The organism is Arthrobacter sp. H5, assembly GCF_000520595.1.
Taxonomy (GTDB): Bacteria; Actinomycetota; Actinomycetes; order Actinomycetales; family Micrococcaceae; genus Arthrobacter_D.
The window spans coordinates 1-17,353 of sequence record NZ_KI914998.1 but is presented as its reverse complement, the minus strand read 5'-3'; the positions used below and the strand labels follow the sequence as shown (position 1 = coordinate 17,353).

Below are 17,353 nucleotides of genomic sequence, written 5' to 3'. Positions count from 1 at the left end.
CCCCGCCGTCATCGACGGACTGGCTGACGAACTTCCCAGCAGGGAGGACGCCCATCGATACCTTGATGGCTTCGCACGTCTGCTTCCGCAGCGGTTGGCGGATCTTGGCAGTCGGCTTGAACACGGCGATATCCACGGCGCATCCAACGTGCTGTTGAGCGTCAACGTGGGTGCGGTCATGGTGGGTGCGGCGCGGCTTGGGTATGTGTCCACTGCCATGCTGGACACCATCGATTCGGCTGGTGGACACCTCGATATCCTTATCCGCGAAGCGGACGCATTCCTGGCCAGCCTCCCAAACGGCGGATAGCTCCTAGCTGACCGGAACCAGCCGGTAGCCAACACCGCGTACCGTTTTGATGAACCGCGGTTCCCGGGTATCCTCGCCGAGTTTCTTCCGCAGGTTCCTGATGTGGACCTCCACGAGATGCTGGTCATTGGTCCAGCCTTCGCCCCAGATCTTCGCGAGCAGGGTTTCCCGGGTCCAAACGCGCCGCGGACCTGAGATCAGCGTGGCCAGCAGGTCGAACTCAATGCGGGTCAGCGGCAGTTCCTCGCCGTGCAGGCTGGCAACCCGCCCCTCAATGTCAACAGCCAAAGATCCATGCACGACGACGTCCGCGTCGGCTTCCTCGGAGACGGTCGCCGGGGCAGCTGGCTGGTCTTCGGCCGAGCGGCGGGGCCGCCGGAACATCGCCGAGATTCTGGCCCGCACTTCGCGGGGGCTGAATGGCTTGGTGATGAAGTCATCGGCGCCGATCTCCAGACCGATCACTTGATCGATTTCTTCGGCCCGGGCGGTGACCATAATGATGTAGGCATCCGTATGCGGCCGTATCTGACGGCAGACTTCCATGCCGTCGATGTCCGGCAGATTGAGATCCAGGGTAATCAGATCGGGCTGATGTTCCCGGATCAGGTCAAGTCCGTCCTTGCCATTGGCAGCTTCAAAAATGGTGAAGCCGTTCATGGACAGCGTGAGTGTGAGCAAACCGCGGATATCGGCATCGTCTTCCACCACCACTGCGGTGCGGACAACTGAATCGGTAGACATAACTAGTACACTGCCAGATTTATCTGGATCTGTGCGCCACAACTTGAGGAATCCTTGATGTTTTGCAGCGGAGTGACTTGAGATGACTCACGCAGACTGGAGATGTGGCAATTTCAACCAACCGTTCAGAGGAGCGCCCTTTGCTGCGCCGCTCCGGTTTGACTGTGCTGCTCGCAGCTGTTTTTGTGGCTGCGCCAGCCGTGGCACAGGCTGACTTCAGTACTACTTCGACGGCGTCGGTCTCGGTGGGAACCTACGTGATTCCTAAATCTGCGATCGATTCCGCAGTACTCTCCTGCCATCCCAACAGGAAAAATGTATCTGTGACAGTGAACAGCTACGCCCGGGTGGACAAAGCGACCAGTTACCTTTTTACGCTGACCAATCCGGAAGGGGTGGTTGGCCAGGCTGCGACTCTTCAACCGAACGAAAACGGAGTGACCCTCACCAGCAGCATGGGCGACAGGGGGACCTGGATTTTGAGCGTTCGCGCGAGGGTTGGGACCTGGGTCGGTGCGCCGGCGGAGTATCGGTACACCTGCCCATAGAAGCGAGTCCTACTTCTGCCCCGGCAGGTCAATGGTGACGGTGGTTCCAACGCCCAGCACGGACGAGACTCCCAGCGAACCGCGGTGCTTCTCCACGGCAGCCTTGGCAATGGTGAGACCAAGACCTGTTCCAGGGACTGCCTCCGCAACGGAGTTGGACGCCCGGTAGAAACGGGTGAAAAGCTGGTTGAGCTCGTCCGCCGGGATGCCTATCCCGGTGTCTTTGACCTCAACCGTCACAGCCCCTCCGTCATCGGCGTTGGCATGGGCAAATATCTCCACTGCTCCGCCGGGCGGGGTGAACTTCACGGCGTTCGAAACGATGTTGATGAAAGCCCGTTCCAGCAGCTCTTCCACGCCGTCGACAAAGAGTTTGGACTCCGGGAGAATCTGCTCAAGGCTCACGTTTCTCGCCATGGCGATGGGGGCTATTACTGAAGCAACGCTGCGCAACACGTCGCCGATATCAACCGGCGCCGTGGGATGGGAGACACCGGAGTCAAGCCGGGAGAGGGCAAGGATATTCTCAGTCATGCTGCTGAGCCGTTCGGTATTGCGTTTGATGACGTCCAGCATCTTTCGGGCGTCGTCGGGAATGTCCCCGCCGGAACCGTCCTGGACCAACTCAAGGTAGCCAAGCATGGACGCGAGGGGTGTGCGCAATTCATGATGCACTGTTGCCACAAAGCGGCTCTTTGCAACGTCGAGCTCCCGCAGGCGCTCCATGACCTGCTGCTGGCTGATGATGAGCTGTCCCTGGATCAATCCGTGGGCGAGGTTTCCCAACAGATGCTGGAGCAGCGACAGCTCTGTGGCCGTCCACGGACGCCGCCGCCTGCCGGTCGACAGCCAGAGCAGGCCAAACGCAGACTCTCCTTCACCGATGGGCAGCGCCAACCCGGTCAGGCCGGCCAGCCGAATCCGCTCCCCGAGGTTGGGGAGATTTGGTGGGAGGTTGTGCGCAATTCCGTCGGTCACTGCAACAATTTCTGCAGTCCTCCACAGGGTGAGGGCAAGCAGCCGGGTTTCTTCTTCAATTCCCTCGAAGGAAACTGCGGGCATGTTCGCGCTCCTGCTCCACTGGGCGGGCTCGCAGGAGATGCGCTCGTCTTCAAAGAACAGCAGCTGTACGTGGTCAGGTTCGAAGGCCTTGCCCAGCCCGTCGGCGGTCAGACCCGCGATTGTCCAGGGTTCGTGGGTGCCCTTGATACTGGCCGATATCTCCCGAACCGTCCCGCGCAAAGCCTGGGACGCTGCCCGCTGGCCAGCCCGATACTCGCTTCGAAGAATCGCAACGTGGGCCCGGTGCACCAGTTCAGCCGGATTGAATGGGTGGATCAAGTAGTCGCTCATGCTCAATGCAAGAAGCGGATTTTCCTGAAGCTGCGCCGGGTCTGTGGCGGTCAGGACTACCGGGATATTCTTCAACCGGGATTCCAGCTCCAGCGACATCAGGGGCCGCTTCAAATGATCCAGGGCCGTGCCCATGTCCACTACCGTCAGATCCGGGCCCACTTGAATGGCGGCTTCCCTCGCAGACTCACCATCCGTTCTGCAGATGACCGCAAAGCCCGCATCCTCGAGGGTCCCTGCCACGAGTGCAAGAGCCACCGGGTTTGAATCCACCACCAGGACCGTTTTGCGATCGCTTTCCCCCATGACCAAACCCCTACCCATATCCCCATACGGCGTGAATAACAGACCATCATCAAACGGGCGCTGCTAGGTCGAGTCTATCTGTGGTCTATCTCATATGCTGGTGGTGTAGATCTGGACGCGGCCGCGCTACGAATTCACACCCGGTGGTCTCATGTCGTAGTCCAAATTGCAGAATGGGGATCTAATGACCAACCACCACAATATTGGCGGGATAGACGCCACCCTGTCACTGGGTGAGGACAGTATCCTGCGTCTGCGCTGGGCACGGGGAATCTCCATTTCGGAGCAGGACGCACGCACCGCTATGACCAAGGTTAACGAACTGTGCAACGGTGTGAGCCGGCCCATGTTGGTGGATATGGCCACCACCAAGGCCGTCAGCCGGGGAGCCCGTGCCGTGTTTGGCCTTCCATGCTCCGCTTCCAGGATTGCATTGTTGGGGGCGTCCGATGTGGACAAGGTCATTGCCAATTTCATCCTGGGAGTGAGTAAACTCCCGTGCCCTACGCGGTACTTCACGTCGGAACCGCTGGCCACCAGCTGGCTGAGGGAGGTCTGAGTGGAGGAAGCACTCAGCGATCAGCGTCTCGACAACCTGGTCGAGGGGATTGTCCGCCTGTCCTCCGGCGACCTTTCTGCCCGGCTGGAGGTTTCGCCCGCCCGGGACTCGATCGACGCGGTAATCAGCGGGGTGAATCTTCTGGCCGAAGAGCTTGAGGTCATGTATGACGAGCTGGAGCAGCGCGTGGAGGATCGCACAGCCCTGTTGCGGGAGGCACAGGGCAAACTTGAACTCATGGCAATGTCGGATGGCCTCACGGGACTGCCCAACCGCACAATGCTCAGTCAACGGATTGACCAGGAGAATGACGGGGCCGCTGCGGGGGCCAAACCGCCGGCTTTGCTTTTCCTTGACCTGGACGGATTCAAGTCGGTAAACGACAGCCTGGGCCATTCCGCCGGCGACGAAGTCCTTATCGAAGTAGCCCGCAGATTGGCAGCGGCGGTGCGCTCCACCGATACCGTGGCCCGACTGGGTGGCGATGAGTTTGCCATCCTCCTGCCACAGACAGGGGCGCTGCAGGCTAAAGACATTGCGCACAGGGTCCTTGAGACGCTGCGCCCCGAGATGCTTGTCGCCAACACAATCATCAGAACGAATGCAAGCATCGGGGTACGGCAGGGTGAAGCGGGCAGGACAGCAGAGGAGATGATGCGGGATGCGGATACGGCCATGTATGCCGCAAAGAACCGGGGCCGTGGAGTGGTCCAGATCTTCGAATCCTCCATGCTGCACGCTGTTCAACAACGGCTCTCCACGCTGGAGGAATTACGGGGATCGGTTGCGTCGGGCGAATTGACCGTGCACTATCAACCCGTGGTTGCGCTCGCCAGCGGCGCTCTGGTAGGCGCCGAGGCTCTGGTCCGTTGGATGCATCCCAGCAGGGGGCTGTTGCTGCCGTCCGAGTTTCTGGATCTCGCGGAGGAAAGTGGGATCATCTCGGAGATTGGCGGGTGGATGATTGAGGCCGTGATGTCGCAGTTTGTCCATTGGCGCGCGATCATCGGCGAAAAACCTTTCGCGGTGCGGGTCAACCTCTCGGCAGCCGAAACCCGCGACCCCGATCTGGTGGAACATGTTGACCAGATGCTCACCAAGTATGACGTGGAGCCGGGCCGGCTTATTCTCGAGATCACCGAGACCACGCTGATGACTGACCGGGGGGCCAGCCTGGCCAACCTCCGTGGCCTTCGCGATCTGGGCGTCGGTATTGAGATAGATGATTTTGGCACCGGCTACTCCTCCATCAGTTATCTGCGCGATCTGCCCGCGGACAGCGTCAAAATGGACAGGTCCCTGATCGCCGGCATTGCCGGAGACCAGAAGAGCGCGAGGTTCACCGCAGCGGTGCTGCAGCTGATCGGATCCGCGGATATGGCTGCTGTAGCGGAGGGAGTTGAGTCATCCGAGCAGGTGGAACTGTTGGTTGCGATGGGATGCGAGTATGGCCAGGGGTACTTTTTTGGGCACCCGATGGATGCACAAAAAATGAATAAGCACCTGATTGATTCCATTGATCCGCGGCCGGGTCGCACAAACATGGGCACGGAGTGAAACCTTAGGGGAACGCCGTGCTTATATTTGTGTGGTGGCATCGTCCTTAAAGAAGTTTCTCCTGCTCCCATCCATCATCAAACTCTCGGCAAAAGTTCCCCGGGACCGGCATGTGGCCTGGGATCGGTACTGGGGGAAAATCCAGAGTTCCGGAGTTGAAGGGGATGTCTTGTGGGATGCAGGAACGGACCACGAACTGGCGGGCTACCTGGACACCCTTCGGCAGTTTCTGGATGGCCACCTCCCGCTGGTTGACGTTGGGTGCGGGCACGGCCGCTACACCAACCTCCTCGTGAATCACTTTCCGCGCGTTGTTGGGGTGGACGTCTCCGCGAACGCTATCGCGCAGGCTCAGGCCTCGGCGCAGCCCGGTACGCAGTTCCACGTTGCGGACTTCACTGCGCCGGGCATCGGCGCTGAACTCGCCCGGACCCTGGGTGACGCCAATGTGTTTGTCCGGGGTGTCTTTCACGTCCTCAACCCGGCATCGAGAATTGCCCTCGCACAAAACCTCCGGTCCCTCGTGGGCAGCCGCGGCAGAGTGTTCCTGGTCGAGACTGATTTCCGGGGCGATGGCCTGGCCTATATCGACCATCTCGGGGGAACAGCAGGAAATATCCCCGCGCCGCTGAAATTGGCGATTGGGGGGCTGCCCAAGCCAGGGCATTTTGGGCTGCAGGAGCGGCAGGAGACCTTTGACCAGTCGGAGTGGACGGTCCTTGAAGAAGGATCCGCCACCATTGAAACTGTCCCTCTGCAGCGGGCGGGAATTCCGGAGCGGATCCCGGGCTATTTTGCCGTTCTGGAGCCCACTCCTTAACCACCTCAATTCGACCCATTGTCGATTAAATCCATTCGATGTACTATTGCCGTATTGCATGCGCCACGAGCACCGCATCACGCCCCTGGATCAAAGGAGAACCATGCGCGGCTCCACCAAGTCCTTCCTCGCCGTCATCGCGGTCGGGGCTCTTGCCCTGACCGGCTGTTCCGCGGAGGGCGGGGACGGCGCAGATGCCAATACCCTGCGCATCATCTACCAGAAAGCCGGCGACGTGTCGCCGCTGGACACCCTGATGCAGACCACCAAGGAACAGTTCGAGGCCGCCAATGAGGGCGTCACGGTGGAACTGGAACCTGTTGAGGGCACCGACGAGGATTACAACACGCGCCTCGCCCTCTCCCAGCGCTCGCCGGACACGGCTCCCGATGTCTTTTACGAGGACACCTTCCGCCTGCGCTCCGATGTGGATGCCGGCTACCTCCTGCCCCTTGATGAGTACCTCTCAGGCTGGGAGGACTGGAGCAGCTTTAATGATGCGGCCAAGGAAGCTGGAAAGGCCGACGACGGCGGCACCTACGCAGTGCCGCTTGGCACCGACACCCGGGTCATCTGGTACAACAAGACTGTTCTCGAAGAGGCCGGCGTGGAGGTTCCGTGGGCTCCCGAAACCTGGGAGGACATCCTGGAGATGGCGCGGAGCGTCAAGGACTCGCAACCGGATTCAGTGCCCTTCAGTATGTACGCAGGAACCGGGACGGGCGAGGGCACTGTCATGCAGAGCTTCTACGAACTGCTCTACGGCACCGGGAGCGGCGGTCTCTATGACGAGGAGCAGCAGAAGTGGATTGCCGCATCACAGGGCTTTGTTGACTCGCTGACCTTCCTGCAGACGCTCTACCAGGAGGAGTTGGCAGTCACCCCGGCCGAGGCGTTGGATCCCAACGTCTGGCAGACCGTAGTGGGCACACTGCTTCCGGAGAACTCCATGGGCGGGACCGTGGAAGGTTCCTACGCGCCGTCGTTCTGGCAGGAAGGTGGACAGTTTGAGTGGGCCGAATACGGCGAGGTGATGGGCGTTGCCCCGTTCCCCACCCAGAACGGTCAGGAACCCGGAGCGGTCAGCATGTCCGGCGGCTGGACATTGGCCGTTGGCGCGGGAACGGAAAACCCCGACCTCGCCTTCGAGTTCCTCACCATGGCCATGGGCCAGGAAAATCTCCTCGAGTACACCGTGGACAATTCACAGATTGCCGTGCGGACCGACATTGCCGAGGACCCGTCCTATCTTGAAGCCAATCCGTTCATTGAGGATGTCTCGGCTGTGTTGGATGTGACAAATTACCGGCCGGCAACTGCCGAGTACGCCGAAATTTCCACTGCTGTGCAGGAAGCCACCGAGGCCGTCATCGCGGGGGATACGTCACCGGCGGATGCGGCAGCAACCTATGACGATACCCTGCGGTCAATTGTGGGAGACGAGAATGTGGTGGAGGAATAGGTTATTTCTTCAACAGTGACTTCCCGCGGCCCGGAGTCTTCGGAGGGCGGACCGGGCCGCGGGGCAAACAGGCAGGAGCGGGAGAGGAACGGACGGCTCTCCCGCTCCAGGGGATCAGCGCTTCGGCTGCTGCCGTTGGCGCCGGCGATCATCCTGATCGGGGTGTTCCTGGTCGGCCCCATCGCGTGGTCTTTTTACGGGTCCTTCACCAATGCGGCACTGACGGGTGCAAACGCGCAGAACCCTGAATGGATAGGGTTCGATAATTATCTGAATCTCTTCTCCGACCCGCTGTTTCCGCAGTCGCTCCTCTTGACTGTGGTCTTTGTGCTTGTCTCTGCGGTCATCGGTCAGAACTTCCTGGGCTTAGGGCTCGCGCTGCTGATGCAGCAGGCACACAAGACGGTAGCCGCCGTCGTCGGGACCTGTGTGGTAGCCGCCTGGGTGCTTCCCGAAATAGTTGCCGCCTTTGTGGCATATGCGTTTTTCTTCCGCGACGGCACCCTGAACCAGCTGACTGGATTTGCCGGGCTGCCGGCAGTGGACTGGCTGTTTGAGCAGCCGATGCTCGCGATCATCCTGGCCAACATCTGGCGGGGTACGGCGTTCTCCATGATGGTGTACCAGGCGGCGCTCAATGATGTGCCGCGGGAAATAACGGAGGCGGCGGAGATCGACGGCGCAGGAGGGGTCAAGCGGTTGGTGTTCGTGACAGTGCCCATGATCCGGCGCAGCATCGCCACCAACCTGATGCTCATCACGCTCCAGACGCTGGCCGTGTTCACGCTGATTTACGTGATGACCGCTGGCGGGCCCACCAACCGAAGCACCACGCTGCCGATCATGGCGTACGAGGAGGCCTTCCGTTACAGCGACATTGGCTACGGAACGGCGATCGCCGTGGTGATGCTGATCATCGGCGCGGCCTTCTCCCTGGCGTACATCCGGTTGCTGCGGGAGAGGAAAGAGCCATGAGCACGGCTGCTGTTCGCTCCGTCTCCTCCGTTTCCTCGGGCCGCCGGCACATCGCGGGCATCTTCTCCAACGGGGTCCTGATCCTGCTCGCGCTGTGCTTTCTGGTGCCGCTGAGCTGGCTGGTGCTCGCGTCCCTCGATCCGGACGCCAGCTACGAAACCCAGCTGCCGGCGTCGTTCTCGTTTAACAATTTCGCGGCCATTCTCACCGTGGAACAGACACTGCTTCCGCTCTGGAACAGCGTGATTCTGTCCGGTGGATCGGCGCTCCTCACGGTAGTGGCTGCGGTGCTCGCGGCGTACCCGCTGTCCCGGTTCAATATGCGCTTCAACAGACCGTTCATGTACACGGTGCTGTTTGGAACCTGCCTGCCGATCACCGCAATCATGGTTCCCGTCTACAGCCTGTTTGTGCAGTTGAACCTGTTGGATTCCTTGGCATCGACTACGTTCTTCATGGCCGCGACCTTCCTGCCAATGGCTATCTGGATGACCAAGAACTTTATGGATTCGGTACCCATTTCGCTGGAGGAGGCAGCGTGGATGGACGGCGCGTCGTCAATGAAGGCGTTGTGGTACATCGTGGTGCCGTTGATGCGGCCCGGTCTTGGCGTCGTCTTCATCTTTGTGTTTATCCAGGCCTGGGGGAACTTCTTTGTCCCGTTTATCCTGCTGTTCTCGCTGGACAACCAACCGGCAGCGGTGAGCATTTTCCGCTTCTTCGGACAGTTCGGCACGGTGGCGTACGGCGAGCTGGCGGCCTTCTCCATCCTCTATTCGATGCCCGTGATTCTTCTGTACATCATTGTTTCGCGCGGATTTGGCGGCTCCTTCGCCATGTCCGGCGCCATGAAAGGTTAGGTCCATGCACAACAACCGGCTGCTTGTTGAAGCGCGCATCAAGAGGTTCATGGCCGAGCGGCTCACGCCCGCGGTCTGGCCGGTGCGCGTGCCTCTCTCAGTATCGTCGTGGGAGGCGCCGGGGGAACCGGTTCCGTTTTCTGAGGCTGTTGCGGGGGTCTTCTCTCCTTGTGCAACGGGGTCCGCGTGGGGCAGGCCGTGGGGGACCACCTGGTTCCGGGTTTCGGGCACGGTGCCGGAGGAGTGGGCATCCTCCCTGGCCGGGTCCGTCTCAACGGCCACGCACGACGACGGCGGTGCCTCCGCCGCGTCCCATCGCCTGGAAGCAGTGGTGGACTTGGGATTTACGACGACGATGCCCGGGTTCCAAGCCGAGGGGCTCGTCTACTCCTCTGCAGGCCGGGTGATCAAGGCGCTGGAACCACTCAATGTGTGGGTTCCGTTGACCGCGGTTCCGGGTTCATCCTTTGAGTTTTATGTGGAGGCTGCATCCAATCCGAACGTGATTGACGGTTTTGACTACGCACCCACGGCGCTTGGGTCGCTGTCCACGGCCAGATCGGACCCGCTATACACGTTCCGCCGGGCGGAGCTGGCGCTCTTCGACGTGCAGGCGTGGGAGCTTGGCCAGGATTTCTGGACCTTGAACGGGCTCATGCACGAGCTGCCCGTTGAGCTTCCGCGGCGTCATGAGATCCTGCGTGCGTTGGAGGCGGCGGTCAACGCCGTCGACCCGTCCGACGTCGCCGGAACCGCCGCGGCGGGACGCGCCTGCCTGGCGGAAGTCCTGGCCGCACCGGCGTATGCGAGTGCGCACCGGATGCACGCCGTCGGCCATGCCCACATCGACAGCGCCTGGTTGTGGCCGGTGCGCGAGACTGTGCGGAAAGTGGCGCGGACCTTCTCCAACGTGTTGGAGTTGATGGACCGTGACCCGGGCTTTGTGTTTACGGCGTCCTCGGCGCAGCAGTACGCGTGGCTTCGCTCCTATTACCCGGATTTGTTTGAACGGGTTGCGGAGAAGGTTCGGTCCGGCCAGTTTGTGCCGGCGGGCGGCATGTGGGTGGAGTCCGATACCAACATGCCCGGAGGCGAAGCGCTGGCGCGTCAGTTTGTTGCCGGTAAGCGGTTCTTCCTGGAGAACTTTGGTGTGGAGCCGCTGGACGTGTGGCTGCCGGATTCCTTTGGCTACTCCGCCGCATTGCCGCAGATTGTTCAGGCGGCCGGTTCCCGCTGGTTCCTCACGCAGAAGATCTCCTGGAACGAAACCAATCTGTTCCCACACCATTCGTTCCGTTGGGAGGGCATTGACGGAACACAGGTTTTCACGCATTTTCCTCCGGTGGATACCTACAACTCTGACCTCTCGGGCGGCGAGCTTGCGCATGCGCAGCGGACCTATCGGGAGAAGGGCGCCGCCAACACGTCGCTGGTTCCGTTTGGCTGGGGCGACGGAGGCGGCGGACCTACCCGGGAAATGTTGGCGGCCGCGGCAAGGATTTCCTCGTTGGAGGGATCGCCGGCGGTGACGCTGTCTTCGCCGTCGCGGTTCTTTGAGACGGCGTCGGCCGAGTACTCGTCTGCGCCGGTGTGGTCCGGGGAACTGTATTTGGAGTTCCACCGCGGAACCTATACATCCCAGGCACGCACCAAAAAGGGAAACCGGCGGTCCGAGCATCTGCTGCGCGAGGCGGAACTGTGGTGCAGCGTTGCTGCCCTCCGTACGGATTTCCAGTACCCGCACGACACGCTTGAGGCCGCCTGGCACACAGTGCTGCTGCAGCAGTTCCATGACATTCTCCCGGGATCCTCGATTGCCTGGGTTCATGAGGAAGCGGAGCGCAACTACGCCGAGGTTGCGTCCTCGCTTTCGGCACTGATCGATGCAGCCCTGCGCGCGCTGCTTGGCTCAGGCTCCTCGTCTGTGGCATTGAACGCCGGACCGTTTGCGGTGGATGGAGTGCCGGGCCTTGGCGGGGGCGCTGTGAATACTGTGTCCTACGACTTGACCCGTGACGGTTCCTCCTGGGCGTTCTCCAGCCCGGCACTGCGGTTGACCGTTGATGAGAATGGGCTGTTTACGTCCTTGGTCTCCCTTTCCTCTGGCCGCGAAGTCCTTCCGGCGGACATGCCCGGAAATGTGTTCCAGCTGTTCCGGGATACGCCCAATCAGTGGGACGCCTGGGATATCGATGAGCACTATAAGTTCAATGTGGTCGAGTTGACGGAGGCCGCATCGGTGGATGCGGTGGGCTCGGTGCTACGGGTTGAACGGCAGTTTGGGAAGTCGCGGTTGGTGCAGCGAATCTCGCTGAGCGGCGACGGCTCGGCGGTGAACATCGCCGTGGAAGTGGACTGGCATGAGCAGCAGAAGCTGTTGAAGCTGGCATTCCCGGTGGATATGCTCGCGGACCGTGCCGCATCCGAGATCCAGTTTGGCCACATTCACCGCCCCACGCACACCAACACCTCTTGGGATGCCGCCCGATTCGAGACCGTTGCGCACCGCTGGGTCCACGTAGGGGAGACTGCTTTCGGTGTGGCCGTTGCAAACGACTCCACCTACGGCCATGACATTTCCCGAGTTGCGACACCCTCGGGTGGCTCCTGCACACTGGTGCGGGCTTCGCTGCTCCGCGGGCCGTTGTTCCCGGATCCGGAGGCGGACCAGGGGTCGCACAACTTTGAGTTTTCTCTTCGGCCGTCGTCGGGCATTCCCGAGGCTGTGGCGTCCGGCTATCGGCTGAACCTCCCGCTGCGCTCGCTGTCCGGGGTGGGTGCTACGTCGGTTGAGCCGCTGGTTTCCCTTGATAACCTGGCCGTGGTTGTCGAGGCTGTGAAGCTGGCGGAGGACCGGAGCGGCGATGTGATTGTGCGGCTGTACGAGGCGTTTGGGGGCCGGGCGTCGGCGGTGGTGTCGCCGTCGTTCTCATTCGATTCCGTGGTGGCGACGGACCTGCTGGAGCGGAAGGTTTCCGCAGACTTCCTCACGGCGTCCGAGGGCGGGCTTTCGCTTTCGCTGAGCCTGCGGCCGTTCCAGTTGGTGACCCTGCGGTTCGCGGTGGACGGGTAGCGACAGGTCCTTCCTGACCCGTGCCAACCGAGATTAGTCCGCCACTGCTTCGCGGAGCGTCAAGCGATGTGACGCGGTGGCGGCTGGCGGTGAGCGCGCCAAAACTCAAGGGCAGCGGGATCGGAGCGGGACATGACCTTTGCAAGCCCACATACGTCAGAAGGGTGGCGATGGTTCGGGCAGCGTGGTGTAGGTTTTCCCTGCCAGCGAGATGATGTTGAGCGGCCCGTCGGGTGTTTTTTCGGTGGGCCAGATCCCTTCGGTTTTGAGCATATGATGCAGCCCGCACCTGGGTTTGAGGTTGGATAACGCCGTGTGGCCACCGGATGCCCAGGGTGTGGTGTGGTCAATGTCGCTGATCCGTGATGACCGGTTGCAGCCGGGATGGATGCAGGTGGGGTTGGTGATTCTCACCCAGTCCTGCAGGTGCTTTGGCGGTCGGTAGGTGTCCCGTCCGACGCTGAGCACGGCCCCGGTTTCGGGGTGGACGAGGATCCTGGTGAAACTCGGTGCGTGTCCGGCAAGGTTACGGGCGGTCTCCGGGTCGATGGGGCCGTAGCCATCCAGAAGTCCGGGCGAGCAGCCGTCCAGATCGGGCGCGCCGTCCACATCACTGCAGCCGCACGCAGCACTAGTGTCTACGCCCGCGCCCGCGCCTACACCCGCGCCTACACCCGCGCCCGCGTCTGCGCCTGCGCCTGGGGCGCCGTTGCCGGCACCATGCGAGGGGTTCTGCCAGCATTCCCTCCGGTGTCCCAGTAGAGTCATCGCCGGGACGGTGACGTATACGGTGGCGCCGACTCCGCGGAAACCGGTGCCGTTCTTCGGGTCTCCGGCGCAGGTGTGGGTGAGGACGTCGGCGAAGACATCGGCGCGGAGCTGGGACAGGTTACGGGACTCCTCCGGGGACTGCAGGGCCCGTGCCGCAGCGTCCACCCGGTTGTAGATTCCCAGTGCCTGCTCGGCAGGAAGATAGGCTCCGAGCCAGGCCATCCCGTCCTGCTCCGGTGCCACCGTGACGCTGCGGTCCTTCATTGCCGTCGCCTTTCGAGAGATGATCGACTCCGGGTGCAGTTCCTCCCGCAGGCGTCTGCAGCGTAGCGCGAGTTTTGGGCGGGTCAAGGCGGCCGCGGTTGTGAGGACCTGCTCTTCAAAGTCGGGCACGGCTTCCACTGGGACGGATCCGGACTGCTCCACGATCACTTGCACCTGGGCGGGACTAAGTTTCCCGGCCTCAAGCGCTTCCCAAGTGGCGGGCAGGTCCTCGCTGAGCCGCAGCGCCTCGCCGAGCATCCGGTGGGCCGTGCGTCCCGGGACCCGCAGGAGCGGCGCTATCTCTTCAGCGGCCAGGGTGAAACTCAAGCCTGGGCGTGCCTGCCCTGTCCGTGACGCTTCGTGGCCGTCCACTTGGTGATAGATCTGCGCGGTCAGCGCCGCCTGCTGGGCCGCGAGCCACGAGCCCAGACGGTCCGCGGCCCGCAACAAATCGAGCGCGTCAGGTAAACTCTGCAGCCACGGATTCCGGTTGGAAAGCAATCTCACCAGCGCTTCCGGCCCCGCTGTCTCAACGCGTGCCCGCTCATCCTCATCCACGGACGAATCGAGGGCGAAGCCATTCTCATAAGACCGCGGGCCGGGACAAAACAACCCGTTGCAGAACCGCCCGCGTCGACACGTGCACCAGTTGACTGCGCCGTCGGGTCCGACGTGTTCTTCCGTTGTGACCCCTGTTTCATCCATGCCTACAGTCCATCATCCGGCTCTGACATTATTGCCCGAATATAGATGCGAGCGCGTTATGCCCACAGCGAACACTGGGGGTTAGACCACCGACATTGTTCAGCAGGGGATTGTCTGTCGCGGAGGTCGGAGTCTCCTTGTGAGAACCATCCTGGCCTCCTCCTCGGGTACCTTCGTGGTCATCCCGGAAGACAGCATCTCAAGCTCGTCATCTGCCCCGAAGCTTCTTCAGCCGGTACCGCAGTTTGCCCGCGCGACCGTTGTCCTCGCCGACACCCGTGGTGCGCTTGATGTAATCCTCCGTAAAGATGTGAAGAAGTACATCATCCGCCGCGCGCACGTGGCCGGGCTGGATCTTGTATTCGATTTTCTCCCAGACGAGAGACCAGTCTGCTCGGGAAAATAGTTCCGTTGCTTCGGCTGCCTCGGTGACGCCGTTTACGTGCAGGATGTCTTTCAGCCACTCGTAGTGCTCCGCCCGGCTTCGGGGGTGGTTGGGAAGGATGCCTTCCAGCAGAGCCTGGAGCACTTCGCCTGTGAGCGGATCGCTTGATGGTTCGGACGGGACGGAAACTTCTTCAGCCTGGCGGGCGGCAACAACATCATTGATGATGTCGAACTGTTCACCGGCCAGTTCGATTAGTCCGGAGGCGAGGGTGAACGCCCGGTTGATTTCCGGAGGGGCTGTGCCGACATTCTTGTAGCGGACATCATGTTCAAACTCGGCCCAGGCGTGCTGCAGGATGGTTCGGATCTGCACTTCGGAGCGCTGACCTTTGATGTTGTGGCATCCGCCGGGCGTGTTCTGCGGGTCGATCTCCAGGATCAGGTGCTGACCGGAGTATCCGAACGCGCCTTTCTCCTTTTGTTCCGCGGTCTTATTTACGCGCTCGATCACCTTGTAGGCACCTGTGAGGGAGTCGATTGCCCGAGTTACCTCGGACTCGAGGAAGGTGATGACCCGTGCGCCGATCACGTCATCAATCTGGGAAAAGCCGTCCGGATACTTCGGATGACCGTCATCCTGACGGCGGAGGAGTTTCGACTCAAGCGATGGGCTCTCCTTCACACGGCAATCGACGGCGTGATAGTTGAGCCCGTCGTCGTCCAAGCGGGCCTTCAGGGCAGAGCGAATGGAATCCTTCGCGGCATGCCGCTGCGCCTGATCGTGTGCATACTCCTTCATCCATTCGTTAACCCGCGCGTGATGCGATTCCCAGTCATGTTTCGCCACGGTCAGCTCCTTTCCTCCGCATACCTAGGCGCCATCGACTCCATCTGCTCCATCACCAGTTTTATGGCGCCTAGCTGCTTGCCCGGCGGGTAGTCATACTTAACGAGCAGCCGCTTGATCGAGGATCGCAGCTTCGCACGAACGTCATCCCGCACCGTTCAATCGGTCCGCACCTCCCGCCGCATCACCGCCACCAGCTCCCACGCAATCTTCGCGAGCGTATCCTCGCCCTGAACCTGCACCGCCGACTCGTTGTCAGCCACCGTATCGTACGCCAGCTCGTCGTTGTTCAGCGGCGGAGAAAAGCGTGAGCCACGTGCGGACTCCGCAGCACCTTCCTTGGCCAGTTCCACCAGTTCAGCGATTACCTCTGCCGACGTTAGCTGCTGGTTGGTGTACTTGTTCATGAGCTCTGCAATCCGTTCCGCGAACGCCCGCTGACGGACCACGTTGTTCCGTGTGGTCCGGGCTGATTCCTCCGAGATCAGCTTGCGCAGCGCCTCGATCGCTAGCTGGGGATTCCGTGCCTGCTTGGTCTTGGAAATGAACTCCGGCGTCAGATCGTCCAAGGAAGGCTTTGGCATCCCAGCCGCCTGTGTATCCGGGTTGGGAGGGCGGATTCCAGCTGCTGATCGATATCAAGAGCGACGGCGAAGCAACCTACGCAGCGTTTCGGGTTCTATGACGGCCGTGCCGCGGACCTTACGTCCGGAATATCGGCAGGACTGATGCCCCTGGTCAGCAACAACTGGACCCAGTTGTTTACGTGGCAGGGAGTGGGGCCAATGCCGGCTGCGGAACGCATCAAGCTGGAGGAATATGTGAGCACTGCGCACGACGCCGGGTACCGCGTCCGATTCTGGGCCACTCCGGATGCGCCGGGCGCGGCACGGGAAGCTGTCTGGACCGAGCTGCACAATGCTGGAGTGAACCACATCAACACCGATGACCTGAGAGCCCTCGACGAATTCCTCACGGCCCGATCCTAAGCGTCGGCGTCTAAGCAAAAAGGTTCCTGACCAAGCATATTGCCTGGTCAGGAACCTCTTGTCAGTTGCGGGGATAGGATTTGAACCTATGACCTCTGGGTTATGAGCCCAGCGAGCTACCGAACTGCTCCACCCCGCGGCGTTAGGTCTACGCTACCGTCTGCGGGCCGGATACACGAATCGTGTCCCGGAGGTGTCGTCCGGAGATTCTCGGTGAAGCTAGCGGATTAGCCGCCTGTTTCCGAGGCGGACGACGTTTCAGGTGTGCGGGCCGGCGGCACTGGAACGGTTTCTGCAGAGGGAACGGGTTCCGGAGAGAGGCAGTCTGTCGCTGGAACCGGCTCCCCGACGGCGCCGGTTACTGGGTCCGCAACAAGCTCCGGTTCCGTGGCCGTTCCTGTTTCCGGTGTCACAACCGCTTCAGCAACAGGCTCCATACCGGGCTCAGGTGCAACGCCGGGTTCAGGCTCACACACCGTCAGCGTTGCGGTTGGTGTGGGTTCGGTCGGGGCTGGTGCGGTTGGCGCGGGTTCGGTTGGCGTCGGATCCGGCGAAGGGGCTGGCTCTGGTTCGGGAGTTGGCGACGGCGAGGGATCTGGATCGGGTGTCGGCTCTGGATCAGGCGTCGGCGTGGGATCAGGCAGAGGAGTTGGCTCAAGCGTCGGGTCCGGAATCGGAGACGGATCAGGTGTCGGAGTCGGCGCAGGGTTGGTCGGCGCAGGGTCAGTCGGCGCAGGGTTGGTCGGCGCAGGGTTGGTCGGCGCAGGGTCAGACGGCGTCGGATCAGGAGTTGGCGCAGGGTCAGTCGGCGTCGGATCAGGAG

At 61.6% G+C, this 17,353-nt stretch carries 15 protein-coding genes, 1 tRNA gene and 1 pseudogene; 11 read left to right on the top strand and 6 right to left on the bottom strand.

Annotation, left to right across the window (positions count from 1 at the left end; genetic code table 11):
* Positions 1 to 310 (top strand): hypothetical protein (locus Y708_RS29845; protein WP_035776179.1); only part of this gene is annotated, 310 nt, incomplete at its 5' end.
* A 3-nt stretch (positions 311 to 313) separates the two neighbouring features.
* Here the strand turns inward: Y708_RS29845 and Y708_RS0112125 are convergent.
* Entirely contained in the window at positions 314 to 1,054 is a 741-nt protein-coding gene (locus Y708_RS0112125) for a response regulator transcription factor (protein WP_028280143.1), read from the bottom strand.
* A 104-nt stretch (positions 1,055 to 1,158) separates the two neighbouring features.
* Here Y708_RS0112125 and Y708_RS0112120 point away from each other — a divergent pair, with 104 nt between their 5' ends.
* On the top strand, positions 1,159 to 1,602 hold the full coding sequence (locus Y708_RS0112120) for a hypothetical protein (RefSeq protein ID WP_028280142.1): 444 nt from the start codon (positions 1,159 to 1,161) through the stop codon (positions 1,600 to 1,602).
* A gap of 9 nt (positions 1,603 to 1,611) precedes the next feature.
* Here the strand turns inward: Y708_RS0112120 and Y708_RS0112115 are convergent, their stop codons facing one another.
* Positions 1,612 to 3,261 carry an ATP-binding response regulator gene (locus tag Y708_RS0112115; RefSeq protein WP_035776177.1) on the bottom strand — a complete coding sequence of 550 codons (1,650 nt, stop codon included), beginning with the start codon at positions 3,259 to 3,261 and terminating at the stop codon, positions 1,612 to 1,614.
* Between the two features lie 184 nt (positions 3,262 to 3,445).
* Here Y708_RS0112115 and Y708_RS0112110 point away from each other — a divergent pair, with 184 nt between their 5' ends.
* The 7 genes from Y708_RS0112110 (at position 3,446) to Y708_RS0112080 (ending at position 12,567) form a co-directional block, all read left to right on the top strand.
* The gene (locus Y708_RS0112110; protein WP_051478946.1) at positions 3,446 to 3,820 is read left to right on the top strand and encodes a DUF7793 family protein; all 375 of its coding nucleotides are present in this window, start codon (positions 3,446 to 3,448) and stop codon (positions 3,818 to 3,820) included.
* Positions 3,821 to 5,377, top strand: a complete 1,557-nt coding sequence (locus Y708_RS24660; protein WP_081746744.1) for a putative bifunctional diguanylate cyclase/phosphodiesterase — start codon at positions 3,821 to 3,823, stop codon at positions 5,375 to 5,377.
* 34 nt (positions 5,378 to 5,411) lie between these two features.
* The gene (locus Y708_RS0112100) at positions 5,412 to 6,197 is read left to right on the top strand and encodes a class I SAM-dependent methyltransferase (protein WP_028280139.1); all 786 of its coding nucleotides are present in this window, start codon (positions 5,412 to 5,414) and stop codon (positions 6,195 to 6,197) included.
* A 103-nt stretch (positions 6,198 to 6,300) separates the two neighbouring features.
* On the top strand, positions 6,301 to 7,659 hold the full coding sequence (locus tag Y708_RS0112095; RefSeq protein ID WP_028280138.1) for an extracellular solute-binding protein: 1,359 nt from the start codon (positions 6,301 to 6,303) through the stop codon (positions 7,657 to 7,659).
* A 126-nt stretch (positions 7,660 to 7,785) separates the two neighbouring features.
* Positions 7,786 to 8,634 carry a carbohydrate ABC transporter permease gene (locus tag Y708_RS0112090; protein WP_028280137.1) on the top strand — a complete coding sequence of 283 codons (849 nt, stop codon included), beginning with the start codon at positions 7,786 to 7,788 and terminating at the stop codon, positions 8,632 to 8,634.
* Positions 8,631 to 9,494 carry a carbohydrate ABC transporter permease gene (locus tag Y708_RS0112085; RefSeq protein ID WP_028280136.1) on the top strand — a complete coding sequence of 288 codons (864 nt, stop codon included), beginning with the start codon at positions 8,631 to 8,633 and terminating at the stop codon, positions 9,492 to 9,494. The genes Y708_RS0112090 and Y708_RS0112085 overlap by 4 nt, the downstream gene beginning before the upstream one ends.
* A gap of 4 nt (positions 9,495 to 9,498) precedes the next feature.
* A complete protein-coding gene (locus tag Y708_RS0112080) occupies positions 9,499 to 12,567 on the top strand; it encodes an alpha-mannosidase (protein ID WP_028280135.1) in 3,069 nt (1,022 codons plus the stop codon).
* A gap of 156 nt (positions 12,568 to 12,723) precedes the next feature.
* Here the strand turns inward: Y708_RS0112080 and Y708_RS0112075 are convergent, their stop codons facing one another.
* From Y708_RS0112075 to Y708_RS0112060, 3 genes and pseudogenes are all read right to left on the bottom strand, one after another.
* On the bottom strand, positions 12,724 to 14,307 hold the full coding sequence (locus Y708_RS0112075) for an HNH endonuclease signature motif containing protein (RefSeq protein ID WP_081746740.1): 1,584 nt from the start codon (positions 14,305 to 14,307) through the stop codon (positions 12,724 to 12,726).
* A 208-nt stretch (positions 14,308 to 14,515) separates the two neighbouring features.
* On the bottom strand, positions 14,516 to 15,541 hold the full coding sequence (locus Y708_RS0112070) for a GTP pyrophosphokinase (RefSeq protein WP_028280133.1): 1,026 nt from the start codon (positions 15,539 to 15,541) through the stop codon (positions 14,516 to 14,518).
* A gap of 2 nt (positions 15,542 to 15,543) precedes the next feature.
* Positions 15,544 to 16,137, bottom strand: a pseudogene (locus tag Y708_RS0112060) (DUF3387 domain-containing protein); the annotation flags it as partial.
* A 132-nt stretch (positions 16,138 to 16,269) separates the two neighbouring features.
* On the opposite strand from Y708_RS0112060, the gene Y708_RS31070 reads away from it, so the two are divergent.
* Entirely contained in the window at positions 16,270 to 16,530 is a 261-nt protein-coding gene (locus Y708_RS31070; protein ID WP_028280131.1) for a PI-PLC domain-containing protein, read from the top strand.
* 65 nt (positions 16,531 to 16,595) lie between these two features.
* On the opposite strand, the gene Y708_RS0112045 is transcribed toward Y708_RS31070, so the two are convergent.
* Positions 16,596 to 16,669, bottom strand: a tRNA-Met gene (locus Y708_RS0112045).
* Positions 16,670 to 17,134: 465 nt separating this feature from the next.
* Here Y708_RS0112045 and Y708_RS30455 point away from each other — a divergent pair.
* Positions 17,135 to 17,353 (top strand): hypothetical protein (locus Y708_RS30455; RefSeq protein ID WP_216699789.1); only part of this gene is annotated, 219 nt, incomplete at its 3' end.